This window comes from Flavobacterium sp. LM5, assembly GCF_002017945.1.
GTDB classification, from domain to species: Bacteria; Bacteroidota; Bacteroidia; order Flavobacteriales; family Flavobacteriaceae; genus Flavobacterium; species Flavobacterium succinicans.
Map to the genome: position 1 here is coordinate 320,524 of NZ_MUFX01000003.1, position 17,463 is coordinate 337,986.

Annotated in this window: 15 protein-coding genes and 3 pseudogenes; 9 read left to right on the forward strand and 9 right to left on the reverse strand. The window is 34.0% G+C overall.

From position 1 onward, the window contains the following. Window positions 1-167: 167 nt before the first annotated feature. The 5 genes from BXU11_RS12100 to BXU11_RS12120 all read left to right on the forward strand — a co-directional run bounded on the left by BXU11_RS12100 (window position 168) and on the right by BXU11_RS12120 (window position 6,598). Window positions 168-2,951, forward strand: a complete 2,784-nt coding sequence (locus BXU11_RS12100; RefSeq protein WP_024981899.1) for a TonB-dependent receptor — start codon at window positions 168-170, stop codon at window positions 2,949-2,951. Between the two features lie 191 nt (window positions 2,952-3,142). Beyond that, on the forward strand, window positions 3,143-4,324 hold the full coding sequence (locus BXU11_RS12105; RefSeq protein ID WP_078212714.1) for a hypothetical protein: 1,182 nt from the start codon (window positions 3,143-3,145) through the stop codon (window positions 4,322-4,324). Window positions 4,325-4,434: 110 nt separating this feature from the next. Next, window positions 4,435-4,773: a T9SS type A sorting domain-containing protein gene (locus tag BXU11_RS12110; protein WP_024981897.1), complete on the forward strand. Its 339-nt coding sequence runs from the start codon at window positions 4,435-4,437 to the stop codon at window positions 4,771-4,773. Window positions 4,774-4,887: 114 nt separating this feature from the next. Further along, window positions 4,888-5,868: an acyl transferase gene (locus BXU11_RS12115; RefSeq protein ID WP_078212715.1), complete on the forward strand. Its 981-nt coding sequence runs from the start codon at window positions 4,888-4,890 to the stop codon at window positions 5,866-5,868. A 10-nt stretch (window positions 5,869-5,878) separates the two neighbouring features. Beyond that, on the forward strand, window positions 5,879-6,598 hold the full coding sequence (locus BXU11_RS12120; RefSeq protein ID WP_078212716.1) for a hypothetical protein: 720 nt from the start codon (window positions 5,879-5,881) through the stop codon (window positions 6,596-6,598). Window positions 6,599-6,648: 50 nt separating this feature from the next. Here BXU11_RS12120 and tyrS read toward each other — a convergent pair whose 3' ends face one another. Beyond that, the gene (tyrS, locus tag BXU11_RS12125; RefSeq protein WP_078212717.1) at window positions 6,649-7,941 is read right to left on the reverse strand and encodes a tyrosine--tRNA ligase; all 1,293 of its coding nucleotides are present in this window, start codon (window positions 7,939-7,941) and stop codon (window positions 6,649-6,651) included. 81 nt (window positions 7,942-8,022) lie between these two features. Here tyrS and BXU11_RS12130 point away from each other — a divergent pair, with 81 nt between their 5' ends. Next, a complete protein-coding gene (locus BXU11_RS12130) occupies window positions 8,023-9,015 on the forward strand; it encodes an NAD-dependent epimerase/dehydratase family protein (protein WP_078212718.1) in 993 nt (330 codons plus the stop codon). Between the two features lie 158 nt (window positions 9,016-9,173). On the opposite strand, the gene BXU11_RS12135 is transcribed toward BXU11_RS12130, so the two are convergent. The 5 genes from BXU11_RS12135 to BXU11_RS12155 all read right to left on the reverse strand — a co-directional run bounded on the left by BXU11_RS12135 (window position 9,174) and on the right by BXU11_RS12155 (window position 13,268). Beyond that, a complete protein-coding gene (locus BXU11_RS12135) occupies window positions 9,174-9,728 on the reverse strand; it encodes a YbhB/YbcL family Raf kinase inhibitor-like protein (RefSeq protein WP_024981892.1) in 555 nt (184 codons plus the stop codon). An 88-nt stretch (window positions 9,729-9,816) separates the two neighbouring features. Further along, window positions 9,817-10,653, reverse strand: coding sequence for an AraC family transcriptional regulator (locus BXU11_RS12140; protein WP_078212719.1), 837 nt, complete (start codon window positions 10,651-10,653; stop codon window positions 9,817-9,819). Between the two features lie 104 nt (window positions 10,654-10,757). Next, a complete protein-coding gene (locus tag BXU11_RS12145) occupies window positions 10,758-11,201 on the reverse strand; it encodes a DUF4296 domain-containing protein (RefSeq protein ID WP_139363495.1) in 444 nt (147 codons plus the stop codon). Continuing rightward, the gene (locus BXU11_RS12150) at window positions 11,191-12,531 is read right to left on the reverse strand and encodes a dihydroorotase (RefSeq protein ID WP_078212721.1); all 1,341 of its coding nucleotides are present in this window, start codon (window positions 12,529-12,531) and stop codon (window positions 11,191-11,193) included. Before BXU11_RS12150 ends, BXU11_RS12145 begins: the two co-directional genes overlap by 11 nt. An 11-nt stretch (window positions 12,532-12,542) precedes the next feature. After that, window positions 12,543-13,268, reverse strand: a complete 726-nt coding sequence (locus tag BXU11_RS12155) for a polyprenol monophosphomannose synthase (RefSeq protein WP_024981888.1) — start codon at window positions 13,266-13,268, stop codon at window positions 12,543-12,545. Window positions 13,269-13,371: 103 nt separating this feature from the next. Between BXU11_RS12155 and BXU11_RS12160 the strand changes: the two genes are divergently transcribed. The 3 genes and pseudogenes from BXU11_RS12160 to BXU11_RS12170 all read left to right on the forward strand — a co-directional run bounded on the left by BXU11_RS12160 (window position 13,372) and on the right by BXU11_RS12170 (window position 15,640). Next, window positions 13,372-14,043 carry a DUF4271 domain-containing protein gene (locus tag BXU11_RS12160; RefSeq protein ID WP_139363496.1) on the forward strand — a complete coding sequence of 224 codons (672 nt, stop codon included), beginning with the start codon at window positions 13,372-13,374 and terminating at the stop codon, window positions 14,041-14,043. Between the two features lie 12 nt (window positions 14,044-14,055). Beyond that, window positions 14,056-14,802: pseudogene (locus tag BXU11_RS12165) on the forward strand (uroporphyrinogen-III synthase). A gap of 372 nt (window positions 14,803-15,174) precedes the next feature. Beyond that, window positions 15,175-15,640: pseudogene (locus BXU11_RS12170) on the forward strand (Lrp/AsnC family transcriptional regulator). Between the two features lie 160 nt (window positions 15,641-15,800). Here BXU11_RS12170 and BXU11_RS12175 read toward each other — a convergent pair. From BXU11_RS12175 to BXU11_RS12185, 3 genes and pseudogenes are all read right to left on the reverse strand, one after another. Continuing rightward, window positions 15,801-16,478: pseudogene (locus BXU11_RS12175) on the reverse strand (zinc metallopeptidase). A 124-nt stretch (window positions 16,479-16,602) separates the two neighbouring features. After that, window positions 16,603-17,127 (reverse strand): hypothetical protein, encoded by a 525-nt coding sequence (locus tag BXU11_RS12180; protein ID WP_078212723.1) that lies wholly within the window; start codon window positions 17,125-17,127, stop codon window positions 16,603-16,605. Further along, window positions 17,114-17,463 (reverse strand): RNA polymerase sigma factor (locus BXU11_RS12185; RefSeq protein WP_078212724.1); only part of this gene is annotated, 350 nt, incomplete at its 5' end. The genes BXU11_RS12185 and BXU11_RS12180, both read right to left, overlap by 14 nt.

The window sequence follows — 17,463 nt, forward strand, 5'->3', positions numbered from 1 at the left end:
AATGTAGCCATAAAGAAATCATATAAAAAAGCGCATTCAGACTACTTAACTTTAATTTAACCTGTTAACATTTATGTAATGGTAATAAAACACAATGTTAATATTCAAGTAACATCGGCTTTACCACTAGCACGCTATTTTTGCCCCCAACAAACAAAGACAACACAATGAAATTAAAACTTTTGATCCTAACCCTTTGTATAAGTGTATTTGGATTTTCACAAAACAAAGGAACCATTACTGGAATCTTATCAGACAAAGACTCGAATAACCAACCATTGCCATTTGCGAATGTAACTTTAAAAGGAACAAAAATTGGGGTTAACACTGATATTGATGGTAAATATAGTATTAGCGTTTCACCAGGAAACTATGTAGTTCAATTTAGTTTTGTAGGTTATGAAACCGTTGAAGTACCTGTAAATGTAAAAGAAGGCGCAACAGTTACTTTGAACAAAGCCATTGGATCCGGTAGCTACAAACTTGAAGACGTAGTCATCAAAGCAACAGCTCCAAGCCGAGAAAAAGAGACCGCTATCTTGTTGGACCAAAAAAATGCTGTAGTTTTTAAACAAAGTATTGGAGCGCAAGAAATGGCTCGTAAAGGAGTAAGTGATGTCGAAGAAGGTTTAACTAAAATTACCGGTATCACTAAAGTAGAGTCAAGAGGACTTTTCGTAAGAGGCTTAGAAGATCGTTACAATAATTTATTGATTAATGAATTACAAGCTCCATCCAATAGCCCATTTACAAAAATCATCCCATTGGATATATTTCCAACTGACATAGTTGGTGTTTTGAATGTTTACAAAACATTCAATCCAAACATTTCTGGAGATTTTGCTGGAGCAACAGTAAATATTGAAACTGTTCAAGCTAAAAGCATCACTAAACTTTCTGTAGGTGTTGGCTATACTACCAACAATAACGCGGCTGATTTTTTAATCCACAGCGATGCTAATAATACACAAGGATTTTTTGGATTAAACGGTAAAGATCGTCAATTGAGTGGTGTTTTTGGAAAAGTGCCATCTACCAAAATCATGACTCCAGACGAATATAATAATGCGTATGAGAATAACACTTGGAATGTTGATAAAACATCAAGCCCTCTGAACACAAGTGTTGGCTTTATTCATGCTGAAAAATTCAATTTAGAAAACGGAAACAAAATCAATTATACTCTTTCATTAAACGGAGATAATAAATATGTAATCCGTAAAGGAGTTGACCGTACCTTCATTTTGGGTGCTGGAGATTATGATAACAATTTACAAAAAGAGAGTTACAGCTACCAAACTAATGCTTCTGCATTGGCAGCGATCAACTACAAAACTAATCGTTTTGACATCGGCTTAAATTCATTTTATTTAAGATCAACCGATAGTGAAATTCAAGATCAATTAGGGTATACTAACAACCAATCAAGTAATCCAAATATTTTAATTCGTACCAATCAATTTGATCAGTCTGACTATATCAACTCGCAATTGTTCGGAAATGTAAAACTGACTTCAGATGAAAAACATACCTTGAAATTTGGTGGTTCTTTCGTTAAAACATCATACGAACAACCAGATCGTAAGTTCATCATTGGAGAAAAAGTATCTCCTACTGAAATCAATGTTTCTTACGGTGGAAATCATTTGAACAGACAATACTTAGACATTAAAGGAAATTATTATTTTTCAGGTTTATTAGAATACAATCTTAAATTTAATGAAAAAGAAAATGGTAAATCCAACCGCTTAACAGTAGGCTACAATGTTTTTGAAAATGATTTAAAATCTACCTACAGAATATTTTCAGGACTTCGTTCAGTGAACAAAAATTACACCGCGCCTATCAACACAATCAATTCATTTATTGTTGACGACATCAACAATGGTATTCTTGCTGTACGCGAGGAATCAAATGCAGATTATAAAGTAAAATTAAATCAAATTGTTAACGCAGGATACATCAATTACTTGCACAACTTTGGCGAAAAATTAGAAGTAAATGCTGGTGTAAGAGTTGAGAATTCAGACAGAATCGTAAGCTACAGAAGCATTGGTCAAATCATAAACGGACCGTACAAAAAAATAGATGATCAAAATTTAGATATTTTACCAGTATTAAATGCCAAATACCAAGTAACAGAAACTAGTAATTTACGTTTTAACGGTTCTAAAACCATTACTAGACCAGTAACCATGGAATTATTACCTATACAATACATTAGCCCAGATGGTAAATCTATCTTAGGTAATCCAAACTTAAAAAACACCGAAAACTTCAACATCGATTTGAAATATGAATTGTTTCCAAAAAATAATGAATTAATTGCTGTTGGTTTATTCGCCAAACAAATTCAAAATCCAATTGAAAGAATATTCATTGCAAGTGCTGGTGGAAGTGGACAACAAATGAACTACAAAAACTCAAAAGAAGCATCACTTTTCGGAGCAGAGATTGAATTATTGTTACAATTGGATAGAATCTCACCTGCTTTAGCTGATTTTTCATTCGGATTAAACACATCCTTATCTAAAACAGATGTAAAAGTAGAGTACGGTGCAACATCTATTGAAAACAATCCAAGCAGGAAATTGCAAGGAGCTTCAGAATGGATAATTAACTCCGATTTGAAATATGATTTCGAATTTAGCGAAGTAATGAAAAACTCCATATCATTGGTATATGGCGTGTACGGGCCAAGAATATTTGCTGTAGGTTCTGCAGGGATGGACAACATTTATGAAAAACCATTTCATAAATTAGACTTCATCTGGTCTAGTAAACTAACTAAAAATATCGATGCTAAGTTTTCTGTAGATAATTTACTAAATCCATTATATAAAATGGAGCTAGGTAACAACAATAAATTTGCCATTAACGAAGACTCTCTTTTATTGGAATCCTTCAAGCGCGGAAGAGGATTTTCTTTAAACCTCTCTTATACATTTTAACATCAAAGCTACCCTCAGAGGTAGCTTTTTTTTTTGAAATATATTCAAAAGTTTATCAACCGATTTGTTTACATAAAATTTACCTAATGTTCAGCTTTTAGCAATAGTATTATAATATTTAGTTAACACCTTTAGCGAATTGTCACTATACATTTGTAACAAATAATCACAACAAACAAATAATAAGAAAAATGAAAAAATTAGTATTAAGCCTATCGATTGTAGCTTTATTTTTAGGAAGTTGTTCTTCTGACAATGAAGATATTTCAACACAACCGCTTCCAACTGGAACTATTTCAGGAGATATTACAACTGCAAAATCGTTCCCTAAAGGAAACTATACTATTCAAGGAACTGTTAAAGTTAAAAACGGTGGATCGTTAACTATTGAGGCTGGATCAGTAATCACTGCAACAGTTGGAGACGGAACTCCTGATGCGCTATTAGTAGAAAATGGTGGTAAATTATTCTTAAACGGAACCGCTGCTTTGCCTATCGTATTTACTGAGACATCAAAAACTCCAGGATCATGGGGAGGAATTATTATGTTTGGTGATGCTCCAATCGTTGGTGCTAATGGTGTTACAACGGCTACTTCTGAAGACGGAAACAACTTACCGTACGGAGGAACAAATGCAGCACATAATGGCGGTTCATTAAAATATGTTAGAGTAGAATACGCTGGAAAAAAATTAACTGACAACACAAGTGAAATGAACGGATTCTCTTTCTATTCTGTAGGATCAGGAACTGTTCTAGAAAACTTAGTAGCTTACAAAGGAGCTGATGATGGTTTTGAATTTTACGGAGGAACGGTTAGTGCTAAAAACTTAATTTCTTTCGGTAACTTTGATGATTCTTTTGACTGGCAAGATGGTTGGAGAGGTGAAGCTAACACTAACTGGTATGCTTACCAAGTTGGAACAGGTAACTACGGAATGGAAATTGAAGCAAAAGCAGTAAACAATGCTTTCGGACCAAAAGTTAGCAACATCACTTTAACTAGAGCTCCTGGAACGGTAACTGAAGGAGGATCTTCTGCTAATGAGTTTGACGCTATTCAATTCAAAAAAGATGGAAATGGAGAGTACAGCAATGTGGTGATTTCTGGTTACACAACTACTAACGCAACTCTTACTGCTACAGCGGTTAGAATTCAAGACAAAGCAACTAATGACAACCAAGTAACTGGAGGAAAAATCAAAATGTTGAATGTAAAAATCAACGACGGTACTTCTCAGTTTGCAGGTGTTGGAACAACTTTTACAGTTGCTTTCCCAACAGCAAATTTCACAACAAGTACTACAGCTACAGGAGCAACACTAACTGCTGGTGCATGGGCAATTGTTGATGGAGTTAGCTTGATCAAATAATTTCAAGAATAAACAAAATATACTATGAAAATGCCTTTCAAAATTGAAAGGCATTTTTTTTTTAATATATCAAATCAAATTCCATATCTTTACTATTAAAATTAAGGCTAATGGTAAAAAACTACTTTTATATTACACTCTTATTGGTTCTGTTTTTCTCCTTAGGCCTTTCGGCTCAAGAAAGTAAACCTCAGCCAAAGCCACAAGAAAACGTTTCTATTGAAGGGTTGAGCTTGTACCCTAATCCCGTGAATAATGGTAAAGTATACATTTCTACCAAAGAAGATTTAGAAAAAGAAATCACCATTTTTGATGTTTTAGGAAAAAAAGTCCTTCAAACACAATTAAGTTCGAGAGAACTCAACGTTTCAGCACTACCACCTGGAGTTTACATCATTAAAATTAATGAGAATCAAGCCACTGCAACACGAAAACTGATCATTAGGTAATTATAAAAAAACAACCACTAAACTCCAACCTTGTTGGAGTTTTTTTTGTTTACCCCTTTTTTTAACCACGCCAAAAAAGGGTAAAAAAGTATACCTTTGTAAAAAAACTTTCTATTGGTCTCAAATTCTGACATTTTCTCTATTTCCAATCAAAAGCAATTTGAAAAAATCGCTTTAAAAACCTTTCGTTATCAATACGAAAACAACTTGGTGTACCAAGAATTCTGTGACTTATTAAAAACCAATGTGCAACAAGTAAAAACACTGCAACAAATTCCGTTTTTACCCATTCAGTTTTTTAAAAGCCATGAGGTTGTGAGCAGTAACGAAGCTCCTCAAGCTATTTTTACGAGCAGTGGCACTACAGGAATGATTACCAGTAAACATCTCGTTACGGATGTCTCTTTATATGAAGAAAGCTATCGTAAGGGATTTTCTCAATTTTATGGCAACATAGAGAATTATGTAGTTTTGGCGCTTTTACCTTCTTATTTAGAACGCGAAGGCTCCTCTTTGATTTATATGGTCGAAGATTTGATTCAGTTATCCAATCAACCCGAAAGTGGCTTTTACCTCAACAATCACAACGAATTAATAGAAAAGTTAATCGAATTGGATAGTCAGGGACAAAATGTGATTTTGATTGGTGTTACCTATGCCTTATTGGACTTGATTGAAAAAAGAAAATTCCAGCTCCAAAATACCATCATTATGGAAACGGGCGGTATGAAAGGCAAACGCAAAGAGATGATACGCGAAGAATTACACCAACAATTATGCGCTGGTTTTGGAGTTTCTAGCATTCATTCAGAATACGGGATGACCGAATTACTCTCACAGGCGTATTCTCTTGGAGAAGGCCTATTTGAATGCCCTTCTTGGATGCAAATTCTCATTCGAGATACCGAAGATGCTTTAAGCTATATAACCAACGGAAAGACTGGAGGAATCAACGTAATTGATTTGGCCAATCGCAATTCCTGCTCTTTTATTGCTACTCAAGATTTGGGTAAAAAATACGCTAACGGTACTTTTGAAGTGTTAGGTCGTTTTGACAACTCAGATATTCGTGGGTGTAATTTGATGGTGGTTTAATTCTTTTTTTATGAGAAAAATAGTGATGTTGTTTTTTTGCTTTCCACTATTGGTTGCTGCTCAATTACAAATAAAAATCAACACAATTACTACTGATAACAGTGATAAAAACCATAGAAAGTTCAACATTGAATATACTCTAGAAAACACTAGTGATAAAGAAATTGCCTTTTTCTTCACTCCAAATCATTTCAATTCTGCTCACCGTGGATCCTTGCAAACAGCAATGTTATTTAAAATATTTGAAAATGACACGTTAATTCCAGCCGACGGAATGCTATCGAATTCAAAAAATGATTATTCCAAACTCTCAAATATATTAGATAATACTGAGAGACTTAAAATTTTGGATAAAATGAAAGCAGATGAGCTAAACATCTCTCTAGACTCCCTCCGTTCCTATCGAAAAAAAATCATCAGTGATCCTGATTTTTTTCAAAAAGAATCTAGTAAAAGACTCATGAATAGCATCATTAGGTTACCTCCAAAATCAAGCAAATCCTACCATAAAATTCTTTATTGGAACAAAAAAAGATACTTTAAAACCGATGATAACGAATATTATTTAAGTGAAACAAGTCCCTTTTTTATTGAACTTTCCATGGTAGCTCTTAAAGAAGAATTGAGTTTTAAATTAAGTTCAGAAGACTTCAAAACCATAAAAAAGGATACTTCTTTTATTAAAGGCTATTTTACATCTAACAAAACTCTTATCGATTTGTCAAAATAAAAAAGTCCGCAATAAAAATTGCAGACTTTTTACTGTAAAAATTTCGGGTGTTACACCACTCTAATCACAAAATAATTTTTCTTACCACTTTGCAACAAGACAAATCTATCGTTGATTAAGTCGTTGGCTGTCAACACAAAATCTTCTTTTACTTTTTCTCTATTTACCGAAATAGAATTGGCCGTCAAAGCTCTTCTCGCTTCACCATTCGATTTAAAGAAACCTGTTTTTTCATTTAAAACTATAATGATATCCAAGCCAGCTTCCACTTCATTTTTTGCAATTTCTGCCTGAGGAACACCATCAAAAACTTCTAAGAATGTGGCTTCATCTAATTGTTTTAAGTCATCAGCCGTAGCATTTCCAAACAAAATTCCAGAAGCTTTAATTGCATTTTCTAAATCTTCCTTAGAATGTACCATAATCGTGATTTCCTCGGCTAATTTCTTTTGTAACAAACGCAAATGTGGTGCTTCTCTATGTTGCAACGTTAACTCCTCGATGGCTTCTTTGGTCAAGAACGTAAAAATCTTGATATATTTCTCAGCGTCAACATCAGAAGTATTCAACCAATATTGGTAGAATTTATACGGAGAAGTTCTAGCGGAATCCAACCAGATATTCCCTCCTTCGGATTTTCCAAACTTAGTTCCATCGGCTTTGGTAATCAACGGGCAGGTTAAAGCATAAGCTTTCCCTCCTTCTTTTCTACGAACCAACTCAGTTCCTGTGGTAATATTTCCCCACTGGTCGCTTCCTCCCATTTGTAGGGTACAACCTTTAGCTTTGTATAAATGCAAGAAATCATAACCTTGCACCAACTGATAAGTAAACTCCGTGAAGGACATTCCCTCGGCTGCCTCAGATGTCAAACGTTTCTTTACCGAATCTTTCGCCATCATATAATTCACTGTAATGTGCTTTCCGATATCGCGAATGAAATCCAGAAACGAAAATTCTTTCATCCAATCATAGTTGTTCACTAGCTCAGCAGCATTATCATTATTCGACGTGAAATCTAAAAAACGTCCTAATTGCGCTTTGATCGCTTCTTGATTGTGACGTAAAGTAGGTTCGTCTAATAAATTCCTCTCATTTGATTTCCCAGATGGGTCTCCAATCATTCCAGTGGCACCACCAACCAAAGCCAATGGTTTATGCCCAGCTAACTGAAAATGTTTCAATAGCATCACGCCTACCAAATGACCAATATGCAATGAATCGGCAGTTGGGTCAATACCCACATATGCCACACGCATTTGCTCCAACAAATGTTCTTCGGTGCCTGGCATAACATCGTGGAGCATTCCTCTCCAAGTCACTTCTTCAATAAAATTTTTCATTTTTTTTCAATTTTGACAAAGATAAGAATTTCAACGGCAATGACAATTTGAGTTATGAGTCAAAATAGTATATTTGTCCTTATGATATTAGTAACAGGAGGAACCGGCTTAGTTGGCGCACATTTATTGCTTCATTTGATAGAAAATGGAGAACAAGTTCGGGCAATCTATCGAACAGAAACAAATTGTTTTAAAACAAAAGCGCTCTTTAGCTATTACCAAAAAGAGCATTTATATAATTTGATTCAGTGGACTAAAGGAGATATTTTGGACATTCCTTCTCTTGAGATGGCATTCCAAAACATAAAACAAGTCTATCATTGTGCCGCATTGATTTCGTTTGACCCCAAAGACGAAGACACCATCCGAAAAACGAATATCGAAGGAACCGCCAATATTGTCAATTTTTGTTTGGCAAAAAAAACTGAAAAATTATGTTTTGTGAGTTCGATTGCCGCATTGGGTGACTTAGCTCCACACGAATCAGAAATCACCGAAACCACCGAATGGAATCCAGAAAAACCGCATAGCGATTATGCTATTTCAAAATACGGTGCCGAAATGGAAGTTTGGCGCGCTCAACAAGAAGGACTGAAAGTGATTATTGTAAATCCAGGTGTAATTTTAGGCCCAGGTTTTGCTGACCAAGGTAGCGGCACTTTATTTACAGCTGTACAAAAAAGAATGTTCTTCCATACTTTGGGTTCCACGGGTTTTGTTGCAGTGCCTGATGTAGTAAGCCTGATGTACCGCTTAATGAAAAGCGACTGTTGTGGAGAACGCTTCACCTTGATTGCAGAAAACCTTAGCTTCAAAACGATCTTGTTTGAAATTGCCGATGCTCTAAAAACAAAAAGACCGACGTTATACGCCAGTCCTTTTTTAACTTCTATAGCATGGAAAATGGATGCTTTATTAGCCTTTTTGCACCTTAAAAAAAGAACTTTTACCAAAGTGACCGCTATTGCTTCTCATACCAAAACGTTGTACTGTAACGAAAAAATAAAAAACGAAATGCACCCAAATTTTACTTGTATTAAAGAATACATTCACAAAATTGGATCGTCGTTTTAAGTACAACAATCCCATTCAAAAAATTCAATACAATTAGTTATAACTCAAAGAGCATTTTACAGCGATAAGAAGCTAGAAAAGAACTCCCAAAATACAAAGCAAACGATAACAAAATCTGCTTCTCTTACAACCCTTTTGTGTACACTACTTTTCCAGTACTAATTGTCTCGCTTGTAATATGCTACAATACTCGCTTTTGCAAGAGTGTTGTTCCAAAGATAAAAGCCAACAACAGCAGGATTAATATTTGCATCAAGCCCCAATTTGTCCGTTTTTAAGGCATAAACTGTTATAATGTACTGATGAAAACCGTGTCCGATAGGTGGGCAAGGACCACCAAAGCCATTAATTCCGTAGTCCGTTTTGCTTTGTATAGCCCCTTTTGGAGCCAAATTAAGCTTAACATTACCTGCGTTAGTCACCAATTCGTTTATGTTTTCAGGAATATCAAATACAACCCAATGCCAAAAACCACTTCCAGTTGGAGCATCAGGATCATACATTGTAACAGCAAAACTCTTTGTTCCTTCAGGTGCATTTTCCCAAAACAACTGTGGTGATTCGTTGTCTCCCGAACAGCCAAATCCATTAAATTCTTGTGTTTTAGTGGTTGATCCTCCCAAATTTTTACTGGATAGAGAAAATGTTTTTTGTCCAAAAACAGAGGTTCCTAAAAGCAAGAACAGTACTAAAATTAAATTTGTTTTTTTCATTTTTGTAAATCTTATAATATAATGCAAAGTTAAGAGCAACACTACCGATTAAATTAAAGATTAACGTTCGAAAACTGTTGACAAAAGTTCAATTTTTATACTGTTGTTTAGGCGTAATTCCGAATTTCAATTTATAAGCCTGAATAAAACTTGATAAACTCTCATATCCTACTTCTAAATATATTTCTGACGATTTTTTTTGTTCTTCTTTGAGTAAATGTTGTGCATACTCCAACCTTTTGTTCAAAAACCATTTTATAGGCGATTCTGCATACTGTTTTTCAAATTCTCGTTTGAAAGTAGACACACTCATGCTACATAAAAAGGCTAATTCTTTTATTGCCATCTTTTTAAAACAATTCGCTTCAATAGTTTTAATGAACTTTTGGGTTATGTCACTACTTTTTTCTAACAATGAATACAAAAATTCTGTACCATAAATCCCAATCAAATAAAGCATTATCTCTTCAAACTTTACTTTAAGTAATTTCAATTGTATGTTCTTTGGAAGTTTAGAAATAACTAGTAAACTACTCACATAACCTTGAACAAATCGATCGTTTTCAAATGAAAAAACAGATTTGTATTTAGTAGGTTCGTTTTTATCTAATTCATATTTAAGTACAAATTTTGATAAGGCTTCCGTTGTAAAAAACATAAGAACACTTCTGTAATTACTACTTTCTGAAAGCTTTTCAGTCATTAAACAATGTCCCGATTTCATTATCAGAAATTTTGAATTGTCAATTGATAACGAAGAATTATCAAAAACAACTTCTTTGGTTCCCTCTATTAAAAAACTAAATGTGTTTTGATTTAGAATAATTTGTTGCCTAGAAATTACTTTTGAACTACAGTAGTCAAAAACACCAACGGGTTGTAAATCCTCTAAACTTAAATCATCGGGAAGCGTAATTGTGTCCATTCCTTTCTTTGTTTTTCAACTTTAGTGAAGCTGTACCCACAACTACACCATGGCCGTATTTCTTTTGAAAAAAAACCAAATTAGATTCAAGTATTTTTTTACACTTACTGTGCTAATGCTTCAGCTTTACTCTCCGTTTTATCGTTTCTTTTATGCTTTGCTTTTTTCTTAAGTGCCTCTTGTTTTCGTTTGATCAAAGTATCCATTTGGTTGCTTCGGGTTTGCAAACGTTTTTCTACTTCTTGAAACATCGCCTTGTAATCCTCGATGGAAGCGGCATAAAATTGATTGTTTTGTGCGAACTGCACACTATCAATTTTGTATTTTTTAAAAATAAAGGCTTTGGGTGTTGTTTTTTGGTATTCGGTTTTAGACAACATTTGATATTTTGACGCCTCTAAAAGAGCCAAATCATAATAAATAGCAATCATGACCGCTCTGTCAATGGGCTTTTTGGGAGCTTTAACGGTCGAATCCTCTTTACAGCTTACCAAAACCATAAGAGCGGCTAAAACAAACAAGGCTTTTTTCATCATTTTATCTTTCAAACAATAAACGTTTTCCAGCTTTCACTTCACTCACTTGTTCATCGGCATACACTAATTGTCCGTTTACAAAGGTATGCGTGATTTTGGAAGTAAAAGTAAAATCCTCAAACGGAGACCAACCACATTTGGCCAAAACATTTTCTTTAGTAACTGTCCACGGTGAATGACTGTCGACAATGACTAAGTCAGCGAAATAACCGGGCTTAATAAATCCTCTTTTCTCAATTTGAAAAAGCAAAGCTGGGTTGTGACATATTTTCTGTACGATTTTTTCAACGCTAATTTTTCCTTGATGATGCGCCTCAAATAGAGCCACCAAAGCATGTTGTACCAAAGGACCTCCAGAGGGAGCTTCGGAATATTTTTTACTTTTTTCTTCTAAAGTATGCGGTGCGTGATCTGTAGCAATTACATCAATTCTATCATCATTCAAGGCTTCCCAAAGCGCTTCGCGATCTTGGGCTGTTTTTACTGCGGGATTCCATTTGATAAAATTCCCTTTGGTTGTATAATCTTCATCCGTAAACCATAAATGATGAATACAAACTTCGGCAGTAATCTTTTTATCTTTTAACGGAATTTCATTGGTAAACAATTCCATTTCTTTGGCAGTGGACAAATGAAAAACATGCAATCTAGCTCCTGTTTTTTTGGCCAAAGCAATCGCTTTTGAGGACGACAAATAACAAGCTTCTTCACTTCGAATCAAATGATGCGCTGTTACAGGAATATCATCACCGTATTGTGCTTTATAGTTGACTAAATTATTTTTAATGGTAGCTTCATCTTCGCAATGTACCGCAATCAATAAAGGAGTACTCGAAAATATTTTTTCAAGAACCGCCTCGTTATCAACCAACATATTTCCTGTGGAGGAGCCTAAAAAGATTTTTATACCCGCAACATTCCTTGGATTTGTTTTTAAAACTTCTTCTAAATTATCATTGGTTGCTCCCATCATAAAGGAATAATTTGCAAAAGAAGCCTTCGATGCAATTTCATATTTTTGGGCCAACAATTCTTGTGTCACAGCATTAGGAACTGTATTGGGCTGCTCTATAAAAGAGGTTATTCCACCCGCAACCGCTGCTCTAGACTCAGATTCAATATCGCCTTTATGCGTAAGACCTGGTTCTCTAAAATGTACCTGATCATCAATAGCACCGGGAAGTAAAAAATTTCCTTCGGCATCAATGACTGTACATTCAGCATTACTAGCGTTGACAACTTCTCCAACCTCAACAATAAGATCGTTTTCAATCAACACTTGACCGTCAAAAATCAAACCTTCGTTTACAATTTTAGCATTCTTGATTACAATTCTATTCATCATATAATTTTTTAAAGTCTTCCAATTAATTGACGCATACGCAAAGAAATCACTCCGAAAACGGCTTCTACAATGATGGAGTTACTCATTTTGGAAACCCCTTTGGTTCGATCGGTAAAAATGATAGGCACTTCGGTAATTTCTAATTTATTACAATAAGTTCTATATTTCATTTCGATTTGAAAAGCATAGCCCACAAATTTAATCTTATCCAAATTTATACGCTTGAGCACCTCGCTTTTGTAACACACAAATCCTGCGGTAGCATCATGAATCTTCATTCCCGTAATCAACCTTACATAAACAGAGGCAAAGTAAGACATCAACACGCGACTCAAAGGCCAGTTCACCACATTTACTCCTGTTACATATCGAGAACCGATGGCTAAATCTGCTCCGCCAAAATGACAAGCATCGTATAATTTTTCTAAGTCGTTAGGATTATGTGAAAAATCGGCATCCATTTCAAAAATAAATTCATATTTACGCGCAAGAGCCCATTTAAAACCGTGAACATAAGCTGTTCCCAAACCTGATTTTTGAAGTCTTTTTTCTAAAAACAATCGTTCGGGATATTCTTCCTGAAGCAGTACCACCTTATCAGCAGTATGATCTGGAGAATTATCATCAATAATTAGAACATGAAAATTTTTATGTAAAGAAAGCGTAGCTCTTATGATTTTTTCGATATTCTCAATCTCGTTATAGGTAGGAATTATAACTATACTATCATTCATATTTGTAGCAATTTCAGGGCAAAAGTAAACTTTTTAAAGCATTTGATTCATATTAAATCGAGAATAAAAAGATTGAAACAAAAAATTAGTAATTTTGCGAGCTATGATGGATCCTGTACTTCAACTGAGAATAATTGAAAACAAAGACTGGGCAACCGCACTGTTTGTATTGTCCTTACTTTTAATTGCCTTTACCAAATCGGCATTTGAAAATCGCTTTAGTGATTTTACCAAATTGATTTATTCTGACAAATACATAAAATTGTATCGGGACAGCATTCATTTGATGAGTGGTTTTACTATTGCATTATTTATTGTTCAAATTATTGCCTTTTCATTTTTCGTGCAACTCTTTTTGAGTTCTTATGGACGTGCTTCAAAAACCGATTGGATGTTATTTATCCAACTCTTCACCTTTATCACCTATTTTGTTTTAGCCAAATTTTTAATTGAAAAAATTATTGCAACTGCTTTCAAGATAGAAGATTTTATGGAGCAATACAACCTGAGAAAAGTAACCTATCGTACTTATATGGGGCTTTTTATACTGCCTCTTGACTTGATTCTTTACTATTATGATGCCTTTTCAAAAGACCTATTTATACCAATTTTTATTATCGCATTGATAATTAACCTCTTTACTTATTTGCTTACAATAAAAAGCTATCAAAATGCAATTATGAGCAAATTGTTTTATTTTATTTTATATCTTTGCGCACTTGAAATAGCACCCTATTATTTTATGTATTATTGGTTTGCAAAAGGGAATACTTAGACAATATTAACTATGAAAGTGAAAACAATTTTGGTCTCACAACCAGAACCCAAAGTAGAAAACTCTCCGTACTTTGAGTTACAACAAAAGCATAAAGTAAAAATTGATTTCAGACCTTTTATTCATGTAGAAGGAGTCAACGCAAAAGAAATTCGATTACAAAAAATCGATCTTCACAATTACAATGCTATCATCTTAACCAGCCGTAATGCAGTAGACCACTTTTTCAGAGTTGCTGAAGAAATGCGCTACAAAGTCCCCGAAGATTTAAAATATTTTTGTCAATCAGAAGCTATTGCTTTTTACCTTCAAAAAATATGTAGTGTACAGAAAACGCAAAATCTACGTTGGACCAAAAGATTTTGCTGATCTTTCGCCACTGATTAAAAAATACAAGGACGAGAAATTTTTACTACCTGCTTCAGATCAATTAAATGCGACATACGGTTACCTTAAATGCTTTAAAAGTAGATTGGACACCCGCTACTTTTTACAGAACAGTAATGAGTGATTTGTCAGATTTGGCCGATGTGTATTATGACGTTTTAGCGTTTTTCAGCCCAACAGGTATCAAATCATTATACAAAAACTTCCCAGATTTGAGCAAAACAATACTCGAATTGCAGTTTCGGAAGCACTACTCAGAAAGAAGCTTTAGATCGCGGATTACGAGTAGACATTATGGCTCCCACTCCAGGAACACCTTCAATGACTATGGCTTTAGAAAAATACATCAACGAGGTTAACAAAGGAAAATAACACATCTCAATTCCAAAATATAAAATCCAAATTCCAACTAAAACGGAATTTGGATTTTTTTATGCAATCAAAACACTTAATGCCTCAAAATATAGCATTTTATAAAAAATCAAAAACATGTAAGTCATTTCAGTTTCTTTAGGACAAGGAGAGTAAATAAATAGCTCAATAAAGTAATTCAGATCGTTTTAAAAAGTATATCAATAACTTATATTCACTTTTGACCACGAACATTAGTACACTGGCAAAAAAAAACTTAGCTGACTTATATGTTTACAACCAAAAGCTTTTGATTTTGGAAAATAGCACCATGAAATTATATTTACTTTCAAATTAAAACCAAAATGACTATTTTAGTTAAAAATTTACCACATGAAAATCAATTCTCTTATAGTTGAAATTGACGGAATCGACAAAGAAATTTTGCGCTACCTCATGGAAGATGCTAGAAAACCCATTTTGCAAATTGCCAATAAAATTGGGATTTCGGAGCCGCCATTCATCAACGCCTCCGCAAACTTGAACAATCAGGTGTAATATCTGGTTCTAAGTTCACTGTAAACCACAAAGTTTTAGGCTACAATACGATGGCTTTCGTTGGAGTGTATCTCGACAAAGCCGCCCGAAATTTAGAAGCTGTTCGGGATTTAAAAAAAATTCCAGAAGTACTCGAATGCCATTACACACTGGTAACTGTCTATTTTGATTAAAATCATTTGTCGAGATAATGAACACTTAATGCAACTTTTGAATTCAAAAATCCAGACTATAGAAGGTGTTTCTAGAACGAGACATTCATTTCACTAGAGCAACAAAAGAACGACAGATACAACTTTGAGGACAGTGAAAAGTTAGAGGTGAAAAGTGAGAAGTGAAAGGTGAGAAGTGAAAGGTGAGAAGTGAAAAGTGAAAAGTGAGAAGTGAGAAGTGAAAAAATAAAAAAATCCAAACTCCATTGAAAATTGGAATTTGGATTTTATTTTTATTGGATTATTCTTTTATTCCCTTCTACCACCCAAATAGATAGAAACATAGTACAACAAAGTCGCTATAGACCCTAAACCGCTACTACATAGGTTCTAGCTGCCATTTTAAGGAATCTTCGGCCCATCATACTCGGCACGATTAAGCATGTTCTTATTTTTCAACCAACCAAAGCGCGATTGCTAGCATCATATTCTACTGGCAAAGTAACAATAGAAAACAAAGTGTCGCTGCAAAAATGATTATTCCAATCAACAACAACTTGGAAACGTTTTAATCATTAGAATTCCCGCCAACAAAATCCATTGTACAAATCAGAAGCCACACTTACAATTGGCACCAACTTAGAACGCATTTGTAACCATTCATAACCTACAGCGTGTTGTACGCATGACACATTCGTGCGCCGCTACAGCAGCAGCTGCCGCATTACGCTGATTATATACCGCCTCACTCAAATTGACCGTTTTATCTACTGGATTGTAATGGTCTGTTAATTGTCTGGAGTCGAAATGACACGAACATCATAAATCCCATTATCTGCGAGCATTTTTTGAGCAATCTCTGCACCGGACATACGTTTTGCAATTGTAATTTAGAATAGTGTTCAAATTTACTCTTCAATCTTGAACTTACTAACCCAGCTGAAAAGCATAATGGCTCCAGCCAAAATCAAAATAACCACTTCCCATATTTTTGTTTTTAGTTTATATTTTTGGTCTCAGTTGTTGACAACAATTTACGAACCAACTCCAAAAATGCCATTTTGACACGAGTTAAATATTCTTTAAATATTTTAATCAGTCAAATCTCTTTTTACAATTTATATAAAATGAAACTAAAAAAAAATAAAAATCCAAATCCACTAAACTGAATATATAAATAAAACCCATTTGACGTATTTTCTTTAAAGAGAGGCAATATTGAAATGAATCCATAAACATATAAGATATAGATAATTGGAGTTAAAATAAAATGGATCGATCTTCTAAATTTATAGAACAACACTAATTGCTTAGTATAGCTTGTGAAATCAGTTGTGAAATCAATTTTTCTAAATTTGAAAATACTTATCGATTCCAAAATAACCCTTACTATGATAACCATTATCATTATCTCTAATCCTTTAATTTGCTTAGAAATTTGACTATTAAAAATAGAATAATAAAAGTAGCTTAAAACAATAACTAATATCGATAGAATTCCAATTGTCCAATAATAATTATTCTTAAGCTTTTTAGCTTTTTGATTAGATTCATCAATAATGTCATTACTATTTCTATTTGGATCAGCTTCTAATTGCTGATTCCACATAGATTTTATTTCGTTAAACTCTTCCATTTTGTACACATTTTGTTAATTTAGACTTAATTCTATGAATTCTCACTCGTAAATTTTCTTCGGTTATACCTATTACTGTTGCAATTTTATCATATTCTAAATCTTCTAAAACCATCATAATAATTAGCTTATTACTTGGCTCTAATTGATTGATACAATTATACATTTTAGAAAACTTTTCTTCGGTTTCTTGTAAATCGGTTACATTATTAATTTCTGGAAATTCATTTGTAACAACTACTTTTCTATTGGAAGCTTTTCTTAAATACATCAAACAAGTATTAGAAGTAATTTTATAAATCCAAGTGCTTAGATTAGATTCATTTCTAAATTTTG

Coding starts and splice junctions, on each gene's coding strand:
- BXU11_RS12100 (WP_024981899.1), top strand. CDS start 168: ATGAAATTAAAACTTTTGATCCTAACCCTTTGTATAAGTGTATTTGGA.
- BXU11_RS12105 (WP_078212714.1), top strand. CDS start 3,143: ATGAAAAAATTAGTATTAAGCCTATCGATTGTAGCTTTATTTTTAGGA.
- BXU11_RS12110 (WP_024981897.1), top strand. CDS start 4,435: ATGGTAAAAAACTACTTTTATATTACACTCTTATTGGTTCTGTTTTTC.
- BXU11_RS12120 (WP_078212716.1), top strand. CDS start 5,879: ATGAGAAAAATAGTGATGTTGTTTTTTTGCTTTCCACTATTGGTTGCT.
- tyrS (WP_078212717.1), bottom strand. CDS start 7,941: ATGAAAAATTTTATTGAAGAAGTGACTTGGAGAGGAATGCTCCACGAT.
- BXU11_RS12130 (WP_078212718.1), top strand. CDS start 8,023: ATGATATTAGTAACAGGAGGAACCGGCTTAGTTGGCGCACATTTATTG.
- BXU11_RS12135 (WP_024981892.1), bottom strand. CDS start 9,728: ATGAAAAAAACAAATTTAATTTTAGTACTGTTCTTGCTTTTAGGAACC.
- BXU11_RS12140 (WP_078212719.1), bottom strand. CDS start 10,653: ATGGACACAATTACGCTTCCCGATGATTTAAGTTTAGAGGATTTACAA.
- BXU11_RS12150 (WP_078212721.1), bottom strand. CDS start 12,531: ATGAATAGAATTGTAATCAAGAATGCTAAAATTGTAAACGAAGGTTTG.
- BXU11_RS12155 (WP_024981888.1), bottom strand. CDS start 13,268: ATGAATGATAGTATAGTTATAATTCCTACCTATAACGAGATTGAGAAT.
- BXU11_RS12160 (WP_139363496.1), top strand. CDS start 13,372: ATGATGGATCCTGTACTTCAACTGAGAATAATTGAAAACAAAGACTGG.
- BXU11_RS12180 (WP_078212723.1), bottom strand. CDS start 17,127: ATGGAAGAGTTTAACGAAATAAAATCTATGTGGAATCAGCAATTAGAA.